This is a genomic window from Limnobacter litoralis, assembly GCF_030160455.1.
In the GTDB taxonomy this organism is placed as follows: Bacteria; Pseudomonadota; Gammaproteobacteria; order Burkholderiales; family Burkholderiaceae_B; genus Limnobacter; species Limnobacter litoralis.
In genome coordinates, this window is the sequence record NZ_BSOJ01000001.1 from 14,231 (window position 1) to 38,065 (window position 23,835).

Here is a 23,835-nt window from a genome sequence, read left to right on the forward strand (position 1 = left end):
CCTTTTCTTTTTAAAACAGCTCGGTGTCTGAGAACAACCGGGCTTGTGTCACTTCCCATTGCTTCAATACTTTCAGCAAGGTCTGGTAGGCGTGCTCCAGGGTGTCGGACGAGGTGCAGTAAGGGGGTATCCAGTACATGGTGTTGCCCAGTGGCCGCACGATGATTGAATGGTCCAGAAAGGCCTCGCGCAGCCATTGACTGCTTGCTGATCCGTATGCGTCTATGGGCGATTTTAGCTCAAAGGCCGCAATGGTGCCGCACACCCGTGGATTTTCGATCAGGGGGTGCGTACTCAGTTGCACTTGCCAATACTGGTGAATCGAATGAATGCGTTCAATATTGCGTTGCGTGGCCGTGTTGTCCAGCAATTGAAGGCTGGCCAGGCCTGCTGCGCAGCCCAGTGGATTGGCCGTGTAGGAATGACCGTGCAAAAAAGCCTTGCCAACGTCGTCGCTTAAAAATGAATCATAAAGCGCCTGGCTTGCAAGCGTAGCACCCATGGGCATGTAGCCACCGGTCAGCCCCTTGGACAGGCAAAGCAGGTCCGCATGCCCGCCAAATTGGGCCACTTGCTGCGCGGCGAACAAGCTGCCGGTTCGGCCAAAACCGGTCATGACTTCGTCGAATATCACCAGAACCCCCGCACGCTGGCAGCGTTTGGTGATTTCAGCCACGTGCTCGGCACGCATCATTCGCATGCCGCTGGCCCCTTGCACCAAAGGTTCAAGAATAAGGGCTGCAATTTGATCACCCTGTTGCGCAAGCGTGGAATCCAGACTGCTTAATGCTTCTTCTTCAGTGCAGGCGCAGGTGCCGGTTGGCAAAAACTCAACCTCAAACAGCCAGGGTTTGAAGGGGTCGTAGAATCCGCTGGAGCGCCCTGCGGCCATGGCGCCAAAGGTGTCGCCATGGTAGCCGCCTTGCAAGGCCAGCAGTTTGCGCCTTTGCTGGCCCAGCCCCAGGTTGCTCCAGTGCTGAAAAGCCACCTTCAGTGCCACTTCAATGGCTGTGGATCCGTTGTCCGAAAAAAACACCTTCTTCAGGGGTTGTGGCGCACGATCAACCAGTGCCTGGGCAAGGTCGATTGCGGCGGGGTGAGTGATGCCGGCAAACATCACATGCTCCAAGGTGTCCAGCTGCGCTTTAATCGCCTCCGAGACGACCGGGTTGCAATGACCGTGCAGGTTCACCCACCAACTGGACACCGCGTCGAAATAGCGCTTTCCTTTGGCGTCAAACAGAAACTCGGCTTCGCCACGAACGATCGGCAATGGCGCCTTGGCCGTTTGCGCTTGCGTAAACGGGTGCCAGCAGAATTCGGCGTCTCGGGCTATCAGTTGATCTGCAGTGTGGGTCACAGGGATTCCAGTGCTTTCATGAGACGTTCGGTGGGTTCGAATCGGGCCAGGGCCTCGGCATTCAGTGTATCAAAGTGCGGCAGGCACGCCAGCACCGGAATTTGGCCGAAGTGTTCGATGGCTTCTCTGTTGGCGTCGTTTTGAGGGCCGGTCATCAGCACACCCAAAATTGGAATATTCGCACTGCGCAAGGCTTGAATGCTGAGACAGGTGTGGTTGATGGTGCCCAGGCCACTTCGTGCCACCACCAGGCAACACAGGTCCAGCGCCGCAATCAGATCGGTGGTCTGTTCACGCCAATTCAAGGGTACGAGGCACCCGCCCGCCCCTTCCACCACCAGTCGTTCAGGGCCTTGCGGCAATTGAAAATCGGACAGGCGAATTTGCACGCCATCCAGATCTGCGGCCTGGTGGGGTGAAAGGGGTTGTGTCAACCGATGGGTTTCGGGATGAATACTTGCACCGCTGAGCAGATGAACTTTGTCGCTGTCGGTCTGCCCGTCCAAACCACTTTGGATGGGCTTCCAGTAATCGGCTCGCCAGTGTTTGCAAAGCCAGGCGCTGGCAACTGTTTTTCCGACGTCGGTGTCTGTTCCGGTGACAAATACAGCTTTCATGGGTTTTCGATCAGGTAAATGCCTACCCTGTAATTCAAGGTGCAATCTGCCCTCAGTTGTTGAAGCACCTTGCGAAGGTTGGCGGGTTGATGACCGGGTTTGGGGGTGTGCGCGCCGATGGCACGGAGGCTTCTGGCAAACGACAGTCCATCCGGATGGTGGTCCAGTACCTCAAGGGTGTGGCTTTGCACTCGAAGCCCTGGCCTACGCGCTTTCAGCGTGCGAAGTGCCAAATGCAGGGCATTTTCACTGGGTAAGGGGTGAAGGCCACAGGGCTGGCAGCTGGCCGCATGCGCTGCGCGCCAGGCTGAAAACGAGCCATCCAGCAACACGGCCACAGCCACTATTCGATTGAACTGGGCCCAGTGGCAAAGTGTGTCGGCCGGTTTGTCGAACCACTGCATGCACATGCTGGACAACACCGCTTGGTCTGCCCCACCTTGAATAATGGATGCTGGCAGGTCTTGTCCGTCGTGCCGCAGCAGTTCAAGCCTGGGGTTTGATAGACGCGCCTGCAGCTGGTCCAACATGCCTTGGGCAAGATCAACGGCCATTACGCGGGCATTGGGGTGTTGCTTCAGCAGGGGTTCAGTTACAAAACCAGTGCCACACCCAACATCCAGCAGTTTTCGTGGAGAGAAATCGGCAGCAAAGTCCTTGAATGCATCAAGCAGCGCATCGGCGATCTGCTTTTGAACGTGCGCGGCCTGACCGTACTGCTGAGCAGCGGCTGAGAAACGGGCTTCGATTGGGTTGAGCTTTTGAGGGCGCGCCAGGTCGTCCACGGTGGTCAGCATCAGCTTGCGTCTTGCTTTAAAAAATCAACGAGTGCCTGAGTATACCGCGAAGGGTTCCGGGCCAGTTCACTGTGGGGGGCATTCGTTACGGTCAGGCGATGCAGCCGCCCAGCCATGGTGTGTTCAACGATGGGGTCGCCTGGCTGCTCAATGGCCAGAACCTGAACCCCTTGGTTGAGGAGCTTTGTCAAAGTGTCGGCGCAGTTCAGGGTCAGCATGCTTTCAAGATCTTGAAGTAGCGGGTGGTGTGCGTTCAAGGTGGAAGGCAGGGTAGGGGTGTGCATTGGCAGGTAACCTGCACGTTGCTGAAAAGCCGTCAAGACGCCGGCTGGGTCGGTCTTCAGTTGCGTCACCATGCGTTGAAGCACCCGGGGTGCAGTGCCGGGCAAATCGCCCTGACTGCAAAAATGGGTGAAGCCAGCTACACTGACCAGCTTGCGCCATTTGATGGCATAGGCCAGCAAATGGGCAAACCCCAGCGAGTGTCCAACTCCTGCCCAGTGCGCATCCGAATGGCCCATAACGAGGCCGTGCAGGGTTTCTGCGGGGTGGGGCACCCACGCGGATTGCTCCCAAACCTTCAATGCGCCTTCGCCCGACTTTGAGAAATAGCCTTGATCAAGTGCAACAACAAGGCACTGGTTAAACCAGTCGGCGTGCTCACGCTGAAGGGCTTCGATCAGTGGATTGAAAAACGAGGGGTCGTAGCCCCAGCCGTGCGCAAAAACGATCACATCGTGCGCGCGCGTGGTCATGGTATGAGCTCACAGTTGTCAAGCACTGCGCTTAGGCGTGCGGTGTCTTCTTCCCGATGGTGCGCACACAGGGCAAGCCTGACACGGGCGGTGTTGGGTGGAACCGTGGGTGGCCGAACCGCTGAAGTCAGCAGGCCAGCCTCTGCCAGTCTGGCTTTCAACATCAAGGCAGAGGCGGACGACCCGGTGATTATGGGCACAATGTGGGTGTTGGATTCGCCGGTGGAGAAGCCTTTGTCCTGCAAAATGCGCCGAAGCCCGCTGGCCAATTGATGCAACCGCGTGCGCTCGGCTTCCAGGCCAGGTATCAGTTCCAGCGCGCGGCTGACGGCACCCACCACAAAAGGGCTGGGCGCTGTGGAATAGACAAAGCCGCTGCTTTTGTTGATCAGCAGGCTTTTCAGTGCCTCAGAGCAGGCGATGTAGGCCCCGCTGACACCCACGGCCTTGCTGAATGTGCCCATGACCACCCAGTGGCCGGCGCGCTTCAGTGCGGTGACCGCAGGGTGTGTGCTTACGCCCAAGCCCCGGCCCTGTGGCCCCCAGACCCCGGTGGCGTGCGCCTCATCCAGATAGACAAGCGCATTGTAGCGGCAGGCCAATTCGGCCAGTGCCTCGATGTTCAAGCTGTCGCCTTCCATGCCAAACACAGTTTCCGTGACAATCACAATCGGTCTGTCCGCCTGTGCGTGCTGTTCCAGCAATTCGGCTAAGTGGCTTAAATCGTTGTGCCTGAAACGGATCTGCCGAACGCCCGCCAATTGGCAGGCATGGTGAAGACTTGCGTGGTTCAGGCGGTCTGTGAATAGCAGCGGTTCCGCCTGCCAAAGTGTTTTGTCCAGCAAAACAGACAAGGCTGTGGAATTGGCCTGATAGCCACTGCTGTACACGATTGCAGCGGGTGAATCCTTGTATTGGGCTATTTGTGCTTCCAGCGCCTCGAAGCAGGCCAGGTTGCCAGACAGCAATCGGGAACCCGTCGAACCGGCGCCGTAGCGCCTTGCACAATCAACGCCTGCTTCGATGATATCGGGGTTTCGGCTCAGGGACAGGTAATCGTTGCTGGAAAAATCCACCAGATTGCCGGCCGCACTGGCATAGTCAGGCAGCGTGCGCAGCAACAGGTCAGCGCGCCTTTTTTCCAGGCTGGCCAAAGCGGATTCAGTGAGGTTCATCACGTCAGGATAATGTCGTAATGTTCCTGCGTGAAGAGGTTGTCAACTTGCAGGGTGATCGGTTTGCCGATGAACTCTTCCAGCATGCCCAGGTGTTGGGCTTCCTCTTCCAGAAAGAGGTCAATCACAGCCGGGTTGGCGAGTATGCGGAATTCTCGGGGGTTGAACTGCTTGGCCTCGCGTATGATCTCGCGCATGATTTCATAAGCCACGGTTTGAGCGGTTTTGACCTGGCCTTTGCCCTGGCAAGAGGGGCAGGGTTCACACAGCAGGTGCGCAAGGCTTTCTCGCGTGCGTTTGCGGGTCATTTCGACCAGTCCTAGCGCCGAAAAATTCGTGACTGTGGTTCGAGCACGGTCTCGGTCCAGCGCCCGTTGCAATTCCAGCAGCACGGCATCGCGGTGCTCAGAATTGCTCATGTCGATAAAGTCGATCACGATAATCCCCCCCAGATTGCGCAGGCGGAGCTGTCGGGCAATGGTTTGGGCGGCTTCCAGATTGGTTTTGAAGATGGTGTCGTCGAAATTGCGGGCACCCACGAAGCCGCCAGTGTTGACGTCAATCGTGGTCAGGGCTTCGGTCTGGTCGATGATCAAATACCCACCCGATTTGAGTTCAACCCGACGACCCAGCGCCTTTTGCAGTTCATCTTCGACATTGAACAGCTCGAACACCGGCCTTTCTCCGCTGTGCAGTTTCAGTCGCTCTGTGACCTCGGGGGCGTAAGTGCTGGCGAAGGCAATCAGGTTTTTCAGGGTTTCTTTCGAGTCAATCAGAATGCTCTGTGTGTCGTTGCACACCAGGTCGCGAACCACGCGCTGGGCCATGTTCAGGTCTTCGTACACCAAGGCGGGGGCTGGCACCTTTTTGGTCTGGTCCAGCACTTCTTTCCATCGACGCTTCAGATAGTTGACATCGGCCACCAGTTCTTCGTCTTTGGCTTCTTCAGCGTGGGTTCGAATGATAAAGCCTCCGCTGTCTGGCGGTAGCAGGGCGGTCAGTTTGGCGCGCAATTCTTCCCGCTCAGTCTCGTCTTCAATGCGTTGCGACACGCCGATGTGCGGGTCTTGGGGCAAGTGCACCAGCATGCGACCAGCCAGACTGATCTGGGTGGTCAAACGAGCGCCTTTGGTGCCCAAGGGGTCTTTGCTGACCTGCACCACAATTGTTTGACCCTCAAACACCATTTTTTCAATGGGCGGTGGTTGTTGGCTGCCAGATTTGGATTGATGGTGATTGTAGGCGCGGTGTTCCCAGAGGTCGGCCACGTGAAGAAACGCGGCACGCTCCAGCCCGATGTCCACAAAGGCGGATTGCATGCCGGGCAGCACCCTGACCACTCGGCCCAGGTACACATTGCCAACAATGCCCCTCGTCGATGAGCGTTCGATGTGCAATTCCTGCACGGCCCCGTGTTGAATAATGGCCACGCGGGTTTCCTGTGGCGTGACGTTCACAAGAATCTGTTCATTCATGCTGCTGTTCAATTCGGTTCACATGTTGCCTCTGGGGTTTTCGGGAATGCTCAACGGTTGTTGTCCCGAAGTAGCATGCTGGTCTCGTAGACCGGCAACCCCATGATGCCAGAATAACTGCCCGAGATTCTTCTGACAAACTGCCCAATTTCACTTTGTATGCCGTAACCCCCCGCTTTGTCGAACGGCGTACCCGCAGCCACGTAGGCCTTGGTAAATTCTTCGGGTATGTGATCAAACTCCACTTCCGATGTTTGGGTGGTTTGCCGGATCAAGGGGCTGACTTGCTTGTGTTGAACAAAGGCCACGGCCACACTGGTGTGTACCCGGTGCAGGGTGCTTTGCAGGCGGTTCAGCATCTGCATGGCTTGCAGGGGCGTTTCCGGTTTGCCCAACACCTCCCCGTGTAGGTCCACCGTGGTGTCTGCCGTAAGAACCCAACCGGTTAGATTCTGCTGTTGCATGGCAGAAATACCTTGATCCAGTTTCAGGCGCGTTACTCTTGCAACATAGTCCAGCGGCGCTTCGCCCGGCCGCAGTGCCTCAAGGGCTTCTGCGTCCTCGGGTGTCTGGGCAATCAACAGTTGAACCTGAATACCCAACTGCTCAAGGAGTTCCCTTCGCCTTGGGCTTCGGGAGGCAAGCCAAATGGACTTTGGCAAACCGGAGGGCAAGGTGTCGACCTGCATGGCCTTATTCCCGGTGATAGGGGTGGTTTGAAAGAATAGACCAGGCGCGGTAGAGGGCCTCGGTCACCAGCACGCGCGCAAGGGCGTGGGGCAGTGTCAGTGAAGAAAGCCGCCACATGGCCCGGCATTCTGCTTTGAGTTGGGGGTCTAATCCGTCAGCACTGCCAATCAGCAGGCAAAGCTGTTCGCCTGCTTCGTGCCATTTTAGAAGATCCATGGCCAGGGTTTTGCTGGAGTGGTCGGTGCCGCGTTCGTCCAGCGCAACCACCAGGCTGCCCGCGGGTATGGCCTGTCGAATTCGTTCAGCCTCTTTGGCGAGAATCTGGTCGACCGGCTTTCCGCTTGATCGATCTTCAGGCTTCAGCTCTTTGATGGTGAGCCGCCACTCCGGTGGAAACCGTTTGATGAACTGCTCGACGCCCGCCTGAGCCCACGGTTCAATTTTGTGGGACAGGGCAATCAGGTGAATTTTCAAAAGTACAGCCCCAGCAGATCAGCTGGCAAATTCGGCCGCGTTCGGAAAGTAATCGATGCCTGGCTGAGGTTTGCTCAAGCTGTGCGGGTTGAGTTTGACGCGCACGGAAGCACCGCCCCAAATTTCTTCGAGATTGTAGTACTGACGAATGGCGGGTTGCATGATGTGCACCACCACGTCCCCGATGTCCACCAGCACCCATTCACCCGTGTCCTCGCCTTCGATGCTAATGATTTCGAATCCTGCTTCTTTGGCCTTGTCGCGCACATGGCTGGCCAATGAGCGGGTTTGCCGGTTTGAAGAAGCTGAGGCAATGATGACCCGGTCAAATACACCGGTCAGTTTGGTGGTGTCGAATACAGCGATGTCTTGGGCTTTGATGTCTTCTAGCGCGTCAATCACGACGCGTTGTAACTTGCGGAGGTCCATTCAATCTCGGATGTGTTGTAGATGGCTGAAGTTTAACAACTTTCAGGGAATTAGGCGACCATAAACGGGGTTGTTCTGAAGGTATCGGAACACCGGGCCGGGAAGGCTGGCTTCCAGCCTCAGCAATGCAGCCTGACGCTGTCCATATTCGCTGGTTTTGAGCAGTTCAAAGCAGTGTCGTATTTCAGTTGAACTGACGTTGACGATGGGCATCGGAATTCGAAACAGTCGGTCTTGCATCAGATGCCGCTTCAATTCACTGGGCACTTTGAATGTGTCCCAGGGCGGGCGATCCACGACCCCGATGCGGGCAAAGTCGAACAGGCTTTGCCAATGCTTCCAGGTGGTGAGGTTTGCAAGCTGGTCAGCGCCGATGATGAATGAAAAACGCTTTTCGGGGTGTTTTTCACACAGGGCCTCTAGCGTGTTCACCGTGTAAGTGGGCTCTGTGCTGTCCACCTCCATGCGTTCAACACGCCATGAATGCACCCCTTCCGTGGCCAACTCCAGCATTCGGACCCGCACTTGCGCCGGCGCAAGGTCAGTCTCGCTTTTCTGCCAAGGCTGCCCCGCGGGCATAAACCAGACTTCGTCAGCCATGCTTTGGGCCTGTGCTGAACGCGCCATTTGAAGGTGCCCGAGATGCACAGGATTGAATGTGCCGCCGATGATGCAGATTTGTTGTGGATTCATCAGGCTTGCTGGGCCAGCCAGTCTTTGTGGACCAGAAAGTCAGAGTACAGACGATGTTCGGCCGAGCCTGGCTCGGGTTGCCAGTTGTATCGCCATTTGACGTTGGGTGGCATGGACATCAGGATCGATTCGGTTCGTCCGCCGCTTTGAAGGCCGAACAGGGTGCCCCGGTCGAACACCAGGTTAAATTCGACATACCGGCCTCGTCGGTAGGCCTGGAAGTCGCGCTCTCGCTCACCGTAAGGTGTGTCAAGCCGCTTCTCCACGATTGGCAGGTAAGCCTTCAGGAAAGCGTCACCCACGCTCTGGGTCATTGCAAAGCTTTGATCGAAACCCAGTTCGGAAAAGTCATCGTAAAAGATGCCGCCCACACCGCGTGGTTCCTGTCGGTGTTTCAAATAAAAGTAGTCGTCGCACCAGGCTTTGAAACGCGGGTGCAGGGCATCACCAAATGGCGTCAGAGCGTTTTTGCAGGTTTGATGAAAGTGAACTGCGTCTTCTGCGTGTCCGTAATAGGGTGTTAAATCCATGCCGCCCCCAAACCACCACATGCTTCGACCTGACGGGTGACTGGCGGCAAACAGCCGTACATTCATGTGCACGGTGGGCACGTATGGGTTTCGGGGGTGCAGAACGAGAGACACTCCCATGGCCTCAAATGCCGCGCCGGCCATGTCTGGCCTGTTGGCCGTGGCGGAAGGCGGAAGATTACTGCCTGTTACGTGGCTGAAGTTAACCCCACCCCGCTCGAAAAGGCTGCCTTCTTCGACCACACGGCTGCGGCCGCCACCGCCTTCCGTTCTGGTCCATTCGTCGACCAGAAAAGGTTTGCTTTCAAACTGGCCCAAACCGTCTACGATAGAGGTCTGTAGGTTCTCAAGGTAGGTGCGGACTGCATCGAGCTGGGTTTTTTCCATGGCGTTATTTTCTGTTGATGGCGCGATAACCGATGTCGGAACGGTATTGCATGCCCTCAAAGTCGGCGTGTTTGACGACTTCGTAGGCCTTTTGCTGCGCCTGTCGAACCGAGTCGCCCAAGGCTGTGGCGCACAGCACACGTCCACCTGTGGTCACAGTTTTGTCGCCCTGCGCTTGCGTGCCAGCATGGAAAATCTTGCCGTCATCGCCTGTCCATGGCGTGAAGTGGATTTCATCGCCGGTGCGCGGTGTTTTCGGGTAATTTTCAGCAGCCAGCACGACCCCCAGCGCGGTGCGGCGGTCCCATTCAGCTTCGATTTTGTCCAGCGTGCCGTCGATGGCGTGATCCAGCAGCTCAACGAAGTCGCTTTTCAGGCGCATCATGATGGGCTGGGTCTCCGGGTCGCCCATTCGGCAGTTGAATTCCAGAACCTTGGGGTTGCCTTTTTGGTCGATCATCAAGCCCGCATACAGAAAGCCGGTGTACACCAAGCCGTCTTTTTTCATGCCGGTGATGGTGGCATTAATGACCTCGCGCATGACGCGCGCGTGCATGGTTGGCGTAACCACTGGTGCGGGCGAATATGCGCCCATGCCGCCGGTGTTGGGGCCCAGGTCGGCATCCAGCAGGCGCTTGTGGTCCTGGCTGGAGGCCAGGGCGAGTGCGTGCGTGCCGTCGACCATCACGATAAAGCTGGCTTCTTCACCTTCCAGAAATTCTTCAATGACGACCCGTGCCCCGGCTTCTCCCATGGAGTTGCCAACCAGCATGTCGTCGATGGCTTGATGGGCCTCGTCGAGGGTCATGGCAACCACCACGCCTTTGCCGGCCGCCAACCCGTCTGCCTTGATGACAATGGGGGCACCTTGATTGTTTACGTACTGATGGGCCAAGGCCGCGTCAGTGAAGGTTTGGTATTCAGCGGTGGGCAGGTGGTGCCGCTTCATGAAGGCTTTGGCGTAGTCTTTGGAGCTTTCGAGGCGGGCCGCAAGCTTGGTGGGGCCGAAAATGCGCAGGCCTTTTTTGCGGAACAGGTCCACGATGCCCGCCGCCAGCGGCGCTTCAGGCCCGACGACTGTCAAATGGACCTCTTCTTTTTTGGCAAACTCAGCAAGCTGTTCGAGGTCGGAAATCGCGATGTTTTCCATCTTTTCTTCAAGCGCGGTGCCGCCATTGCCGGGGGCGACAAACACCTTGTGCACCCGAGGTGATTGCGCAATTCGCCAAGCCATCGCGTGTTCTCGGCCGCCAGAACCTACCACTAGAATTTTCATGAAAACCCCGGTCTTATTCGTTAATGATCACGTTGGTGTACACCTGCTGAACGTCGTCCAGATCGTCCAGCGCATCCAGCAGTTTTTGCATTTTCTGACCGTCTTCACCGTCCAGTTCAGTTTCAGTGTCTGGCTTCATGGTGATTTCAGACGCCTCAAAGGGCAGGTTGGCCTGCTCGAAGGCGGTTTTGACGGTGTGGTAGGACACCACTGGGCAAATGACTTCAATCATGCCTTCTTCGTCGGTGACGATGTCGTCGGCGCCTGCTTCGAGGGCAACTTCCATGACCTTGTCTTCGTTGGTGCCTGGTGCAAAGATGAACTGACCGCAGTGTTTGAACATGAAGGCCACACTGCCGTCTGTGCCCAGGTTGCCACCGTGTTTTGACAGGGCATGGCGCACTTCCGCGACTGTGCGGGTGCGGTTGTCGGTCATGCAGTCAATGATGACGGCTGCGCCAGCCACGCCATAGCCTTCGTAGCGGATTTCTTCGTAGTTGACACCCTCGGCTTCACCCGTGCCACGCAAGATGGCGCGGTTCAGGTTGTCTTTGGGCATGTTGGCGGCAGCGGCCTTTTCAAGGGCCAAGCGAAGGCGGGGGTTGGTGTCGGCGTCGCCGCCGCCCACGCGCGCGGCAACCGTGACTTCACGGATGATTTTTGTCCAGATTTTGCCCCGCTTCTCGTCTTGGCGATTTTTGCGGTGCTGAATGTTGGCCCACTTGCTATGTCCTGCCATGGCTTGCACTTGTATGAATGATCGACAAGCCGGAATTTTACCACCTCGCCCCAACTGCGCCTTGTGGATGGCGTATTCCTTGGTGATAATCTGCAACAGATGTATTTTGGTGTGTTTTTTATTTCAACCTGTCTTGAAAACGAGGTTATTAATGAGTTTATTAAAAGAATTCAAAGAGTTTGCAGTCAAGGGCAACGTCATCGACCTGGCCGTTGCGGTGATTGTCGGCGGTGCTTTCTCGGGCATTGTCAAAAGTCTGGTGTCTGACGTGATCATGCCGATTGTTGGGTCTATTTTCGGCAATCTGGATTTCTCAGCCCTTTACATTGCACTTGGCAAAATTCCTGAAGGTACCCCCGAAACGCTGGACGCCCTGCGCAAGGCGGGCGTACCGGTGCTGGCTTACGGCAGTTTTGTGTCGGTTTTAATCAACTTCATCATTTTGGCCTTCATCATCTTCATGATGGTGCGTCAAGTGACCAAACTTACCCAAGCACTTGAAAAGAAGAAGGAAGAGGAAGCTGCCGCACCGGCGCCTACCCCGGAAGACATCGTTTTGCTTCGTGAAATTCGCGACGCATTGAAGAAAAACTGATTGGACTCGGCCGATCAGGGGCGTACAATCAGCATTGAATCTGGAGAGAGGTTTTTAACCCGCCGAAGGCGCATCCCCCACGAACGCTCAGGTTGAAGTACAGATTCAGGAATTTAATCTGGAGAGCGCTGAGCGTGCCTGACGGCACGCAGTAATCAGCCGCCGAAGGGGCAAGCGGTGCGATCCACTGCGAATCTCTCAGGCCAAAGGACAGAGAGGGGCAGGCGTGTGGCCATGGTGGCTGCTACTGCCCTTTTTCTATTCTGGAGCTTGAAAAATGAAAGCAATCGTTCTCGGTGCCGGTGTGGTCGGCACAACCTCAGCCTGGTTTTTGCACAAAGAAGGATTTGACGTCACCGTCATTGATCGTCAACCGGCCGCTGGCATGGAAACCTCGTTCGCCAATGGCGGGCAAATTTCTGTGTCTCACGCTGAGCCCTGGGCCAACCCCGGAGCCCCCAAAAAAGTTTTGAAGTGGCTCATGAAAGAAGACGCGCCGCTGTTGTTCCGTTTGCGGGCAGATTCCCGCCAGTGGCGCTGGGGCATGCAGTTTTTGCGCGAGTGCACGCCAGAGCGCACCCGTCACAACATTATTCAGATGGTGAACCTGGGCACCTTTTCACGTTCGACCCTGCAGGAACTTCGCGCTGAAACCGGTGTGGAATACAACTGCCTGACCAAAGGCATCTTGCACTTTTACACCAACCCGAAAGAATTTGAAGACGCCATGGGCCCTGCGGAAATCATGCGTGAATTCGGTTGCGACCGAAAAGTGATTGATGCGGACAAGGCGATTGAGCTGGAGCCCGCGCTGGCCAGCATCAAGAGCCGCATCGCCGGTGCAACCTACACCGAGGCCGACGAAAGTGGCGATGCCCACAAATTCACCCAGAATCTGGCCAAACACGCGGCCAGCAAGGGCGTTGAATTCAAGTACGGCACCACCATTCTTGGTCTGGACATGGAAGGCGGCGAAATATCGGGCGTGCGCGTGCGCGGTGAAGACGGTCAGGTGCAGATTTTGAAGGCCGACAAATACGTGCTGTGCATGGGCAGTTACAGCCCAATGCTGGTCAAAGATCTGGGTGTAGATCTGCTGATTTATCCCGCCAAGGGGTATTCAGCCACCATGCAGATTCTCGACCCTTCCAAAGCGCCGCAAGTCAGCCTGACAGACGACGAATACAAGCTTGTGTTTTCTCGCCTGGGTGACCGCCTGCGCATTGCGGGCACCGCTGAGTTGAATGGTTACAGCACCGAGCTGAATGAGGTGCGCTGCAAGGCCATTACGCGGCGCGTCATGGAGCTGTTCCCCGGCATGGCCAACCCCGATGATGCCGTGTATTGGACAGGTCTGCGCCCCGCCACGCCTTCAAACGTGCCTTACATCGGCCGTTCGAAAATTCCAAACCTGTATTTGAACACGGGTCATGGAACGCTCGGGTGGACTCATTCCTGTGGCTCCGCACGTTCGATCGCGGCCATTATGAACGGCAAGCAGCCTGAGCTGGACTTCGCCTTTACCGGAATTTCTTCCAGAAGAGGCGAGCAACTGGCCACTGCATAAGGCCAAGGTTTGCTAAGATCGGCGCATTCGCCACACAGGATGCGTTGATGTCTACTGCAGGAAATTCACCCAAGACTGCTGCAGGTGCCCCAGAAGCGGCGCCTGCCAGCAACTTTCTAAAAAACGTCATTGATCACGATCTGGCTTTGCCAGAATATGCGGCTCGTCCATGGGCTGGCAAGCCTGGGCCTGCCAGTGTGCATACAGGTGCCAAGGCTGACCCGGCGCGGATCCGGCTTCGCTTTCCGCCTGAACCGAACGGTTATCTTCACGTTGGCCATGCCAAGGCCATTTGCGTCAATTTTGGACTGGCGGAAGAGTACGCAGGCGCATGCCACATGCGCTTTGATGACACCAATCCAGAGAAAGAGACCGAAGAATTTGCCAATTCCATTCTGGATGCTGTTCGCTGGCTGGGGTTTGGCTGGACGCATTTTGGCGATGACAATCTGTATTACGCCAGCGATTACTTCGAATTCATGTACTCGGCGGCTGAATTCCTGATTCAGGCGGGTCTGGCTTATGTGGATGAGCAAACGCCCGATGAAATGCGGGCCAACCGTGGCACCTTGACGCAGCCTGGGCAAAACTCACCCTACCGTGAGAGGCCTGCTTCCGAGAGCCTGGCTCGGTTTCGCGCGATGCGCGCGGGCGAGTTGCCAGACGGCGCGGCTGTGCTTCGCGCCAAAATTGACATGGCCAGCCCCAACATGAACATGCGTGACCCGGCCATCTACCGAATCAAACGGGCGCATCACATTCGCACCGGCGACGCCTGGTGCATCTACCCGATGTACACCTTTGCCCATCCGATTGAAGACGCACTGGAACGCATTACACATTCGTTTTGCACGTTGGAGTTTGAGGACCAAAGGCCTTTCTACGACTGGTTGCTGGGCAATCTGGCGCGTGATCACGAACTGCCAGACGGAAAGCGCTTGCAGGCCTTGTTGGGCCACCCTTTGCCCAAGCAAGTCGAGTTTGCCCGATTGAACCTCAGTTACGTCATCACCAGCAAGCGCAAACTCCAGCAGTTGGTGTCAGATGGTCGGGTCAGCGGATGGGACGACCCCCGCATGCCCACCATCGTCGGGCTGCGCAGGCGCGGTTTCACGCCTTCGGCCATTCGGTTGTTTTGCCAGCGCATTGGGGTGTCAAAGTCCGATTCTTGGATCGATTATTCCGTGCTGGAAGGCGCGCTGCGCGATGACCTGGATCCAAAGGCCCATCGGGCGGTGGCAGTGCTTGATCCAGTGCAACTGATTCTGGACAATGTGCCCGACGACTGGTCGGACACTTGTTCTGCCCCTGTCCACCCGCACCATGAGGACTGGGGTACCCGTCAATTCACCATCGGCAAGCGGTTGTGGATTGAGGCGGAAGATTTTATGGAAGATCCACCCAAGAAGTTTTTCCGGCTGTTCCCGGGCAACCGTGTGCGCCTGCGTTATGGCTATGTGATTGAATGCACAGGCTGCGACAAGGACGAGCATGGCAAAGTCACGGCTGTTCACGCCCAGGTGTTTCTGGACAGCAAATCCGGCACACCCGGGGCCGACACTTACAAGGTGAAAGGCAATTTGCATTGGGTTGATCAGGCCACGGCAGTGCCTGCAAGAGTTCGACTGTACGATCGTCTGTTTTCAGATGAGCATCCCGATTCCAGCGGTAAAAACTTTTTGGACAGCTTGAATCCCGATTCGCTGACCGAAGTTCGGGCCTGGCTGGAGACCGGCATGTCTGATGTGAAGGCTGGGGACATCTACCAGTTTGAGCGGCACGGCTATTTTGTGGCAGACCTGAAAGACAGCGCGCCGGGCAAACTGGTGTTCAATAGGGCAGTGACACTGAAGGACAGCTGGTCCAAATAAGCTGCCGGGTGATTTCCCTTTGTCGAGAAGGGTGAGGTGAAAATGGCAACAGACGCAGTGTATTCAACACGATCGGCCTTGCTGACCATTCTGAGTGGCATGAGTGCTCAGTCTGAAGAGGCTGACATTGGTCATCTGGTCCATCTGGTGCGTTGGTTGAAAGTGGGGGCCACCGGCTCGGATTTCGAAATTGATCGACGGTTTTTGATGTGGGTCGAGGTGCTTGTGCAGGATCCCGCACTTCGTGCACAGGTCAAAGACTATCTTGAGCAGTTTCTGCAAGAGTCCAAATACCGTTACACCTTTGCCGAGCTTGGCATTCTGGGCAGCGAAACCTTTGGTCAGGCGCTTAAAAGCAGGCTGTTTCAACGCCTTTTGCCAGCCACAGTCGAAGACAAAACGGTTCGGGAGTCCCTGAACATTCTGTTTCCGAAGTCGGATGATCATGAATGGTTCGACAAAATCAGCATGGAAGCGTGGTTGCGACTGTTTGAGGCCTTGGAGTGGAACAACCCGGATCACCCTTTGTGGCGGCGTATTCAGCATGAAATGCTGGAGGCCATGGAAATGTTGGCGGTGCGAATAGCGGCCTTGGGCATTGAGGGTGAAGTGGTGCGTTGTCTCGGCATGAGTGACCGGCACACCTCCCCTTTTGTCGAGCAGCACATGGAATTGCGAAAGGTCATTGAACAGGCCCACATTCAGCTGAGCGAGCAAGGTCGCCTTGACGAACTAGGGGGTCATCTGGACGTGTTGCTCGACCAATGTACAGATCAGATCCGCAAGGCTCATGCCCAGGCCCGTTTGCAAGGCTTGTCGATGGCCCTTAGCCTGCAGTTGATCCGTCTGGAGCAGTCGATCACTCGAATGCGAATTCTGTTGCAACTGCTGGGTGCCTTGCCTGTTGAAAGTCGCGCCGAAGCGAGCGTGTCTTTTTTCCGGACGCTGGTGCGAGAAGAAAACCGAAAGCATTCCATCTCGGACTTGTGGCGCAGTTACACCGAAAAAATGGCCATGCGCATTACCGAGCATGCCAGTCAGGCCGGTGAGCATTATGCGGCTGAATCCAGGCGTGAATATTGGGGCATCGCGCGCGCTGCCCTGATCGGTGGGTTTTTTATCGCCCTGTTTGCTTTTGTGAAGGTGTGGCTGGTGAGTTTGCATCTGCCCCTTCTTCTGGAAGCAGTGGCTTTCAGCTTCAATTACGCCTTGTGTTTTGTGGTGGTGCATCTGTTTCATGGCACCGTGGCCACCAAACAGCCAGCCATGACCGCAGCCAGCATTGCCGCCGCCATTGATTCTGCCGGTGGGCGAATGCGCAGCTATGACAAGGTGATCGCCTTGGTGGCGCAGGTCTCGCGGGCCCAGTTTGTGGCCATCTTCGGCAACATGGTATTGGCGGCCTTGACTGGCATGGCGATTTCGTATGTGTGGACGCTGGCGTTTGGTTTCGAGCCGGTCAGCGAAGACAAAACAGCCTTGTTGCTTCACTCGATCAATCCCGTTACGTCAGCTGCGGTGCCACATGCAGCGGTTGCCGGTGTGTGTCTGTTTTTAACAGGGGTGGTGTCTGGCTATTATGACAATTTGTGCCTGTATGAGCGCATACCCCTAAGGTTGCGCCAAGTAGTCTGGCTCAAAAAGATTTTGGGAATCAGCCGTTTGCAACGTTTTGCCAATTATCTGGAAGGCAACCTGGGTGCACTGATGGGTTGCATCTTTCTGGGCATCATGTTGGGGTCTTTGGGCTTTGTGGGCCTTATTCTCGGGCTGCCGCTGGACACCACGCACTTTGCATTTTCGTCTGCCAACATGGGCTTCGCGTTCCAGTCGGGTGGCGCGGACATTGGTTGGTGGACCGTTGGAATGTCCATTCTGGGTATTTTCGCGATAGGGGCGGGCAATTTAAGCGTCAGTTTTGCGTTGGCACTGTACACCGCCATGCGCGCACGGGGTGTGCGCGTGATTCAGGGTGGGGTACTGTTTCGCAAGTTGCTCCAGGGTTTCCTGAAGCAGCCCAAACTGTTTTTTTTCCCGCCCTCAAAATGACTATTCGGGTTTATTGAATCCTTTTTTCCACATCACGTCGTTGCGGCCCTGTTGGTGGTGAATCCAGCGGGCGGCCACAAACAGAAAGTCCGACAGCCTGTTCAAATACAACACCAGCGCCTGCGGGGTCTCTTCGTGGGCTCGCAGATCAACCACAGTGCGTTCCGCCCGACGGCAGACGGTGCGTGCAACGTGGGTGAGCGCCGCGGCTTTGCTACCCCCCGGCAAAATGAATTCTTCAAGGCGGGTCAGTGGCTTGTTGAACGATTCAATCAGAGTGTCCAGGCGCTCTATGGCCGTGACTGGAAAAATGTCATAGCCCGGCATGCAAAGTGCCGCCCCAAGGTCAAACAGATCATGCTGAATACGAACCAGTTCGGTGTCCAGCGGACTGGGCAGCGTTTCGGTGAGGATCAGGCCGATGGCCGAGTTTAGTTCGTCAACATCGCCCATGGCGTGGACGCGCAAGTCTGTTTTTGGAAGGCGCCGACCGTCGGCCAGGCCAGTGGTGCCGTCGTCGCCGGTGCGGGTGGTTATGCTGCTGAGTCGGTTTCCCATGGTCTGCTTCTAAAAATTGGTGGGGTGTGGCAACTACTGTCTTGAGATCAGCGGGTTGCAAGCCTATACTTGGAGTTTAACGCAGGGGTCCTGGCAAATGGTTTTGCCGGGTGAGAAAAACCCTCACACCTGTGCAGATAATGCTGTTTGCAGGAAGCGTTTCCCCGTCCAGTGCCCAGGCTCCGGTGGTGAAATGGTCCTGCCCTTTACCGCCCAACAAGGAGTTTTCATGAGCGCCAATCCCGATTTTCTAGCCGCAACCGCCAAGGTGGACGAGGCTGCTGTCAAACCGCTTCCCAATTCTGAAAAGGTTTACGTGCAAGGCTCAAGGCCAGACATTCGGGTTCCCATGCGCAAAATCTGGCAGGACGACACACCGACAGCGTTCGGCGGTGAAAAAAACCCACCCATCTATGTGTACGACACGTCTGGCCCTTACACCGACCCCGCTGCAAAAATCGACATTCGATCCGGCTTGCCGGCCATTCGCGCCAACTGGATCGAGGAACGAAATGACACAGAAGTGCTGAATGGACCGACCTCGGCTTACGGTGTTGAACGGTTGAACGATCCCAAACTGACCGAGTTGCGTTTCAACCTGACCCGCAAACCTCGCAAGGCCAAGGCCGGGAAAAACGTGACGCAGATGCATTACGCGCGTCAGGGCATTATCACGCCAGAAATGGAATACGTCGCCATTCGTGAGAATCAGTGTCGCGAGGAATACATTCAAAGCCTGCTGGAGTCAGGCGGTAAAACCGGGCAAAAGATGGTGGAGTTGTTGACCCGCCAACACCCGGGTCAGTCTTTTGGTGCAGCCATTCCTGAGAAAATCACGCCCGAGTTTGTGCGCGATGAAGTGGCGCGTGGTCGGGCGATTATTCCAGCCAACATCAACCACCCTGAAATTGAACCCATGATCATTGGTCGCAATTTCATGGTGAAGATCAACGGCAACATCGGCAATTCAGCGGTAAGTTCATCCATCGGCGAAGAAGTTGAAAAAATGACCTGGTCCATCCGCTGGGGTGGCGACACGGTCATGGATTTGTCCACTGGAAAGCACATTCATGAAACCCGTGAATGGATTTTGCGCAACAGCCCTGTGCCAATCGGCACCGTGCCTATTTATCAAGCGTTGGAGAAGGTCAATGGCAAGGCCGAAGACCTGACCTGGGAAATTTTCCGCGACACTCTGATTGAACAGGCTGAGCAGGGCGTGGACTATTTCACCATTCACGCGGGTGTTCGCCTGGCCTACGTGCCGCTGACTGCCAATCGCATGACGGGCATTGTGTCTCGCGGCGGTTCCATCATGGCGAAGTGGTGTCTGGCCCACCACAAGGAAAGCTTCCTGTACGAGCATTTCGAAGACATTTGCGAGATCATGAAGGCATACGACGTCAGCTTCTCGCTGGGTGATGGCTTGCGGCCTGGCTCTGGCTACGATGCCAATGACGAAGCGCAATTGTCAGAATTGCGCACACTGGGCGAACTGACCCAGATTGCCTGGAAACACGATGTGCAGGTGATGATCGAGGGCCCCGGCCATGTGCCGATGCAACTGATCAAGGAAAACATGGACATTCAGTTGAAGGAATGCCATGAAGCGCCGTTCTATACACTGGGCCCACTGACTACCGACATTGCACCCGGTTACGACCACATCACCAGTGGCATCGGCGCTGCGCAAATCGGCTGGTATGGCACTGCGATGCTGTGCTACGTCACCCCCAAAGAGCACTTGGGTTTGCCCAATAAAAAGGACGTGAAGGACGGCATCATCACGTACAAAATTGCAGCGCACGCGGCTGACCTTGCGAAGGGCCACCCCGGTGCACAAATTCGCGACAATGCACTTTCAAAAGCGCGTTTTGAATTCCGCTGGGATGATCAGTTCAACCTGGGGCTTGACCCGGATACGGCACGTGAATATCACGACGAAACCCTGCCCAAGCAGAGCATGAAGGTGGCGCATTTCTGCTCCATGTGCGGGCCGCATTTCTGCTCGATGAAGATCACGCAGGATGTGCGTGAATACGCTGCCAACCTTGGGGTGTCTGAGCAGGAAGCCTTGAACAAGGGCATGCAAGAGAAGTCGATTGAGTTCGTGAAGAAGGGTTCAGAGATTTATCACAAAAGCTGATGCCTCGGTGTTTCGGGTCTGATGTGAAAAAGGGGGCTTGTAGCCCCCTTTTTTTATTGAATCATGGGTTTACTGCCCCAGAGCATTTTTTCCTTCATTCGGTCAGTGCTGGTGCTTTCAGCGCCACTGGTGCCAGCCCCAACGCCAGCACCCACCAAACCATTCATGTTGGCTGTTTTGTCATCGGCGTACATGATCTCGCCCGTGTTGGGGTCGATGACCACCTTTTCTCCAGCGGTTTTGCCCGCTTTGGGCGGTGTGCTTAATTCGATGGGAGTTTGCGCTTCCAGTGGTTTTTTAGCCGGTGCTGCTGTAACTGTCGTGACAGGTACCGGAGTTGCCGTAGGGGCAGTAGAGGTTGGCAACGTCGAAGCAGGCCGTGCTGCCTGAGTTTGTGCGGTTCGAGCATTCGACTGATGCACCGGTTGTGAATCAAGCACCTGAAGTTTGCCCAAATTGCCACAACCCGCAGGGCTGATTTTGTAAACATCTTCGACCATGTTGAATACTGCCTGTTCAATGACCATTCTTACTGCTTTTTGAATCGGCTCTTGTGTGCGTTCGGCGGCATTCAAGTCAAACACACCATCGGTGAAGAGCCTGAAATAGCCAGCACGAAGCTCAGTGCCTATGATTTGCTTTTGCAGGCTCTGTACGTCGACGACTTCCAGCGTTTTGGTATTGACCAATCGAAGGTCTACGCCGACGTTCATTACGAAATACTGTGCTGAAGTTCCAAGAAACTTGATGCTTGAGTCGATGCTGCCGCTTTTGATGTTGTAGTTGACCTCGGTGATGCCACCCACAATGTGATAGTCAGATCCAGGGATAGAGCCTCCGAAAATTTTTCGGTAATTGCCACTGGAGGGATCGTCGGTGATTAACTTGTTGTCGGAGTATTTCAGCTCCATGTCGGCGATGGATGTGTCAAATCGTTCAACCATGGGAACACCTGCTTTCGCGAGGGCGGACATCACCATCAGGGCTGCACCTTGAGTGATGCGCTTGCCGTTCACCAGGTCTTCTTTGCCAGTGAAGTCGTTGACGCGACCCACCGCAAACCGGTGCACGGGTGCCGCCTTGATTGCTGGGCGAAGGCAAGTGAGCTCGCGGCTGTAACGTGTGTCATTTTCAATGACTTCGGCACCATCCATAGCGTCCACATAGTTGTCCCGAGAAAAATGCGGCAGTGTGGTGCAAGCTGGCAGTGTGGCAATTAATAAAGCCGATGCCAGCAAGGTGCGCAAATTGGAAATGGAAGGTGCTTTCATGGTGAATCGCCTGTCTTGTCTTAATTGGATGCGCCTGCAGCCGAGCCACTGCCCGGGTTGTCGCTGGAGTTCTGCATGCCGACGCTGAAGTTGGCAGATTGGTTGCCATTGTTGACTTGGTTGGCATTGACCACGATGGTGTTATTGCTGCCAGTGGTTTGCACATTCACCAAGTTGCCAATTGAGCTGACCGAGAAAGTGGCACCTGGTTGATTGACCACTGTGCGGTTGAAATTTGCATCGCGTGTGCTTGAAACGGGAGTGTCGATGCTGGTCACGCTGTTCATGCCTAGCGGCGTTTCAAAGCTGTTCATATTGGATTCAAAAGTCTGTGCGAAGCACAGCTGGGTGGCTGCGGCTGCAAGCAGGCCTGCGATGACTGTCTTGATCATGGTGTTTCCTGTGGCGGCGAGGACTTGCCTCGCCGTTGGGTCAATCAATTACTTGACGGTGATGGATACAGCGTTGCCGATGGCTGATGTGTTGACTGCAAGCTTGGTTGGATCCCAGAAGTATTGGGTGTTGGCTGTCATGTTGCCGGTGTTGCATTGGTTGACTGACAGTGAGGACAGATTAAGTGAAGTGTTTTCTGCCGTGACGCTGAAGTTGTTGCCAACCGCTGTAGTAGACAGTGAAATTTCGCCGGTTGTGTTGCCTGCGGTGCCCAGCACGGTTTTGGCCACTTGGTCGCCTGAGTTGACTTGATTGACGTGGTTCAGGGCCAGGCCACCGGATGCGTTTTGCAGGTTCACCTGAATGCTGTTGCCTACGGCTGCTGTGCTGATGTCAACGTTGCCATTGTTGGTGATGACCACATGTTGCAGATCGCCCAGCGCAGCGTTGTCGCCCGTGTTGTTTTGCAGGTAGATGCCAGCGTGGTTTGGATCGAGCTGATAGCTGCTGCCAAAGTTGACGGTGACGTCGGTGGAGGAGTTGCAGGTTGGATCTGTGGGCGCACATGCGAATGCGGGAACAGAGGCGCCAATCAACAAAGTAATTGCAGCTGATTTGATCAATGAGGCTTTCATGTGTTTCCTTTTCTGGGGGTTAAAGCCACTGAGTGGCTGGTTACGCCTTCGTGGTTCCAGTCTGTTCTCGGTCGGGTTCGTTCTGACGACTTGCCGTAACAGCTGTAATGCATGAGTGGAAATTGATCATTGCAGGTTCCAATTGGCGGTAAAATATCGGTTTAAGTGACACGAGCAGCATTCCATGTCCTCTATTGCAGAAACCAAGCCTGTTGAGTTTGATCTTCCTTCCAGTTCGGCGCCGGCCTCCAGCTGCAGCACTTCGCTGGCTTGGGCCAAGGTGCCCGAGCAGCCGTCTGCCGCCGAAAGGGCTGATCTGAAAAAAGAGATCAAGGCCTTGCTGAAAGCACGTGATGCGGTGTTGGTTGCCCATTATTACGTCGATGCCGAGCTGCAAGACTTGGCGGAAGAAACCGGTGGTTGTGTGTCGGACTCTCTTGAAATGGCGCGCTTCGGCCGTGAAAGTACCCACAAAAACTTGGTGGTGGCGGGTGTGCGTTTCATGGGCGAGACCAGCAAGATTCTGAATCCAGAAAAACGGGTATTCATGCCCGATCTGGAGGCCACCTGTTCGCTTGATCTGGGTTGCCCTGCTGAAGAATTTGCGGCTTTCTGTGATCAGCACCCCGACCGAACCGTGGTGGTGTATGCCAACACCAGTGCGGCGGTAAAGGCCCGCGCAGACTGGATGGTGACCTCCAGCATTGCGCTGGACATTGTGGGGCACCTTCACGCCCGTGGTGAAAAAATTCTGTGGGCACCTGACCGTCATTTGGGTCAATACATTCAGCGTCAAACCGGTGCCGACATGATTCTGTGGCAAGGGTCTTGCCTTGTTCATGACGAGTTTAAATACGAAGAACTGAAGCTGCTGAAGGAAAAGCACCCTGGTGCGATGGTGCTGGTGCATCCGGAGTCACCAGCTGAAGTGGTGGCCATGGCGGATGTGGTGGGTTCAACCACGCAGTTGATCAAAGCGACGCAAACCAGCGGTGTCCATGAATTCATTGTGGCCACCGACAATGGCATCTTGCACAAGATGCGCCAAGCTGCGCCCGGCAAGGTGCTGATTGAGGCGCCGACTGCTGGCAATTCTGCAACTTGCAAAAGCTGTGCGCATTGCCCATGGATGGCCATGAATGGTCTGCGCAACCTGCGTGACGTACTGCGCGATGGCTTTGATTCAGGCGTGGGTGAGGTATTGGTGGATGCTGATCTGGGGCGTCAGGCCTACCGGTGTATTGATCGAATGCTCGATTTTGCCAAAACCCATGGAATATCCGGCCCCCGTGGCCAGAACTCCGTGTCGGATGCCCACCGTGGCATCGGTCCCGCCTGAGCGTGACTTCATCA

General features: G+C 55.6%; 23 protein-coding genes and 2 riboswitches. Of the genes, 6 read left to right on the forward strand and 17 right to left on the reverse strand.

Annotation, left to right across the window (positions count from 1 at the left end):
* Positions 1-10: 10 nt before the first annotated feature.
* From bioA to QQJ87_RS00120, 13 genes are read right to left on the reverse strand one after another with little or no spacing between them, the layout of a single operon-like run.
* A complete protein-coding gene (gene bioA / locus QQJ87_RS00060) occupies positions 11-1,360 on the reverse strand; it encodes an adenosylmethionine--8-amino-7-oxononanoate transaminase (RefSeq protein ID WP_284279204.1) in 1,350 nt (449 codons plus the stop codon).
* Positions 1,357-1,977, reverse strand: coding sequence for a dethiobiotin synthase (bioD, locus tag QQJ87_RS00065; RefSeq protein WP_284279205.1), 621 nt, complete (start codon positions 1,975-1,977; stop codon positions 1,357-1,359). Before bioD ends, bioA begins: the two co-directional genes overlap by 4 nt.
* A complete protein-coding gene (locus QQJ87_RS00070; protein WP_284279206.1) occupies positions 1,974-2,774 on the reverse strand; it encodes a methyltransferase domain-containing protein in 801 nt (266 codons plus the stop codon). The genes bioD and QQJ87_RS00070 overlap by 4 nt, the downstream gene beginning before the upstream one ends.
* Positions 2,774-3,529 carry an alpha/beta fold hydrolase gene (locus QQJ87_RS00075; protein WP_284279207.1) on the reverse strand — a complete coding sequence of 252 codons (756 nt, stop codon included), beginning with the start codon at positions 3,527-3,529 and terminating at the stop codon, positions 2,774-2,776. Before QQJ87_RS00075 ends, QQJ87_RS00070 begins: the two co-directional genes overlap by 1 nt.
* The gene (locus tag QQJ87_RS00080) at positions 3,526-4,704 is read right to left on the reverse strand and encodes an aminotransferase class I/II-fold pyridoxal phosphate-dependent enzyme (protein WP_284279209.1); all 1,179 of its coding nucleotides are present in this window, start codon (positions 4,702-4,704) and stop codon (positions 3,526-3,528) included. The genes QQJ87_RS00075 and QQJ87_RS00080 overlap by 4 nt, the downstream gene beginning before the upstream one ends.
* Positions 4,704-6,179 carry a ribonuclease G gene (gene rng / locus QQJ87_RS00085; RefSeq protein ID WP_284279210.1) on the reverse strand — a complete coding sequence of 492 codons (1,476 nt, stop codon included), beginning with the start codon at positions 6,177-6,179 and terminating at the stop codon, positions 4,704-4,706. Before rng ends, QQJ87_RS00080 begins: the two co-directional genes overlap by 1 nt.
* A gap of 50 nt (positions 6,180-6,229) precedes the next feature.
* The gene (locus QQJ87_RS00090; protein WP_284279211.1) at positions 6,230-6,868 is read right to left on the reverse strand and encodes a Maf family protein; all 639 of its coding nucleotides are present in this window, start codon (positions 6,866-6,868) and stop codon (positions 6,230-6,232) included.
* 4 nt (positions 6,869-6,872) lie between these two features.
* The gene (rlmH, locus tag QQJ87_RS00095) at positions 6,873-7,343 is read right to left on the reverse strand and encodes a 23S rRNA (pseudouridine(1915)-N(3))-methyltransferase RlmH (protein WP_284279212.1); all 471 of its coding nucleotides are present in this window, start codon (positions 7,341-7,343) and stop codon (positions 6,873-6,875) included.
* An 18-nt stretch (positions 7,344-7,361) separates the two neighbouring features.
* Complete coding sequence (rsfS, locus tag QQJ87_RS00100) at positions 7,362-7,772, reverse strand: ribosome silencing factor (RefSeq protein ID WP_284279213.1); 411 nt, start codon at positions 7,770-7,772, stop codon at positions 7,362-7,364.
* Between the two features lie 42 nt (positions 7,773-7,814).
* Complete coding sequence (nadD, locus tag QQJ87_RS00105; protein WP_284279214.1) at positions 7,815-8,465, reverse strand: nicotinate-nucleotide adenylyltransferase; 651 nt, start codon at positions 8,463-8,465, stop codon at positions 7,815-7,817.
* Positions 8,465-9,382 carry an oxygen-dependent coproporphyrinogen oxidase gene (hemF, locus tag QQJ87_RS00110; protein WP_284279216.1) on the reverse strand — a complete coding sequence of 306 codons (918 nt, stop codon included), beginning with the start codon at positions 9,380-9,382 and terminating at the stop codon, positions 8,465-8,467. Before hemF ends, nadD begins: the two co-directional genes overlap by 1 nt.
* Before the next feature lie 4 nt (positions 9,383-9,386).
* A complete protein-coding gene (purD, locus tag QQJ87_RS00115) occupies positions 9,387-10,658 on the reverse strand; it encodes a phosphoribosylamine--glycine ligase (protein WP_284279217.1) in 1,272 nt (423 codons plus the stop codon).
* 13 nt (positions 10,659-10,671) lie between these two features.
* Positions 10,672-11,397, reverse strand: a complete 726-nt coding sequence (locus tag QQJ87_RS00120; protein ID WP_284279305.1) for a YebC/PmpR family DNA-binding transcriptional regulator — start codon at positions 11,395-11,397, stop codon at positions 10,672-10,674.
* Positions 11,398-11,548: 151 nt separating this feature from the next.
* On the opposite strand from QQJ87_RS00120, the gene mscL reads away from it, so the two are divergent.
* From mscL to QQJ87_RS00140, 4 genes are all read left to right on the forward strand, one after another.
* On the forward strand, positions 11,549-11,992 hold the full coding sequence (mscL, locus tag QQJ87_RS00125; RefSeq protein WP_284279218.1) for a large conductance mechanosensitive channel protein MscL: 444 nt from the start codon (positions 11,549-11,551) through the stop codon (positions 11,990-11,992).
* 30 nt (positions 11,993-12,022) lie between these two features.
* Positions 12,023-12,105, forward strand: a riboswitch (glycine riboswitch).
* Positions 12,106-12,109: 4 nt separating this feature from the next.
* Positions 12,110-12,207: riboswitch (glycine riboswitch) on the forward strand.
* A gap of 62 nt (positions 12,208-12,269) precedes the next feature.
* Positions 12,270-13,559: a D-amino acid dehydrogenase gene (locus tag QQJ87_RS00130; RefSeq protein WP_284279219.1), complete on the forward strand. Its 1,290-nt coding sequence runs from the start codon at positions 12,270-12,272 to the stop codon at positions 13,557-13,559.
* Between the two features lie 47 nt (positions 13,560-13,606).
* Positions 13,607-15,430 (forward strand): glutamine--tRNA ligase/YqeY domain fusion protein, encoded by a 1,824-nt coding sequence (locus QQJ87_RS00135; protein ID WP_284279220.1) that lies wholly within the window; start codon positions 13,607-13,609, stop codon positions 15,428-15,430.
* A gap of 42 nt (positions 15,431-15,472) precedes the next feature.
* Positions 15,473-17,479, forward strand: a complete 2,007-nt coding sequence (locus tag QQJ87_RS00140) for a hypothetical protein (protein WP_284279221.1) — start codon at positions 15,473-15,475, stop codon at positions 17,477-17,479.
* On the opposite strand, the gene QQJ87_RS00145 is transcribed toward QQJ87_RS00140, so the two are convergent.
* Positions 17,480-18,037, reverse strand: coding sequence for a cob(I)yrinic acid a,c-diamide adenosyltransferase (locus QQJ87_RS00145; protein ID WP_284279222.1), 558 nt, complete (start codon positions 18,035-18,037; stop codon positions 17,480-17,482). It lies immediately after the preceding gene.
* A gap of 229 nt (positions 18,038-18,266) precedes the next feature.
* Here QQJ87_RS00145 and thiC point away from each other — a divergent pair, with 229 nt between their 5' ends.
* Positions 18,267-20,183 carry a phosphomethylpyrimidine synthase ThiC gene (gene thiC, locus QQJ87_RS00150; protein ID WP_284279223.1) on the forward strand — a complete coding sequence of 639 codons (1,917 nt, stop codon included), beginning with the start codon at positions 18,267-18,269 and terminating at the stop codon, positions 20,181-20,183.
* Between the two features lie 53 nt (positions 20,184-20,236).
* On the opposite strand, the gene QQJ87_RS00155 is transcribed toward thiC, so the two are convergent.
* Genes QQJ87_RS00155 through QQJ87_RS00165 form a run of 3 tightly spaced genes read right to left on the reverse strand, consistent with a single transcriptional unit; the run spans position 20,237 to position 22,482 of the window.
* On the reverse strand, positions 20,237-21,454 hold the full coding sequence (locus QQJ87_RS00155; protein ID WP_284279224.1) for a CsgG/HfaB family protein: 1,218 nt from the start codon (positions 21,452-21,454) through the stop codon (positions 20,237-20,239).
* Positions 21,455-21,474: 20 nt separating this feature from the next.
* A complete protein-coding gene (locus QQJ87_RS00160) occupies positions 21,475-21,846 on the reverse strand; it encodes a hypothetical protein (protein ID WP_284279225.1) in 372 nt (123 codons plus the stop codon).
* Between the two features lie 48 nt (positions 21,847-21,894).
* Positions 21,895-22,482 (reverse strand): hypothetical protein, encoded by a 588-nt coding sequence (locus tag QQJ87_RS00165; protein ID WP_284279226.1) that lies wholly within the window; start codon positions 22,480-22,482, stop codon positions 21,895-21,897.
* 184 nt (positions 22,483-22,666) lie between these two features.
* Between QQJ87_RS00165 and nadA the strand changes: the two genes are divergently transcribed.
* Positions 22,667-23,821, forward strand: a complete 1,155-nt coding sequence (gene nadA / locus QQJ87_RS00170) for a quinolinate synthase NadA (RefSeq protein WP_284279227.1) — start codon at positions 22,667-22,669, stop codon at positions 23,819-23,821.
* The last annotated feature ends 14 nt before the right edge of the window (positions 23,822-23,835 follow it).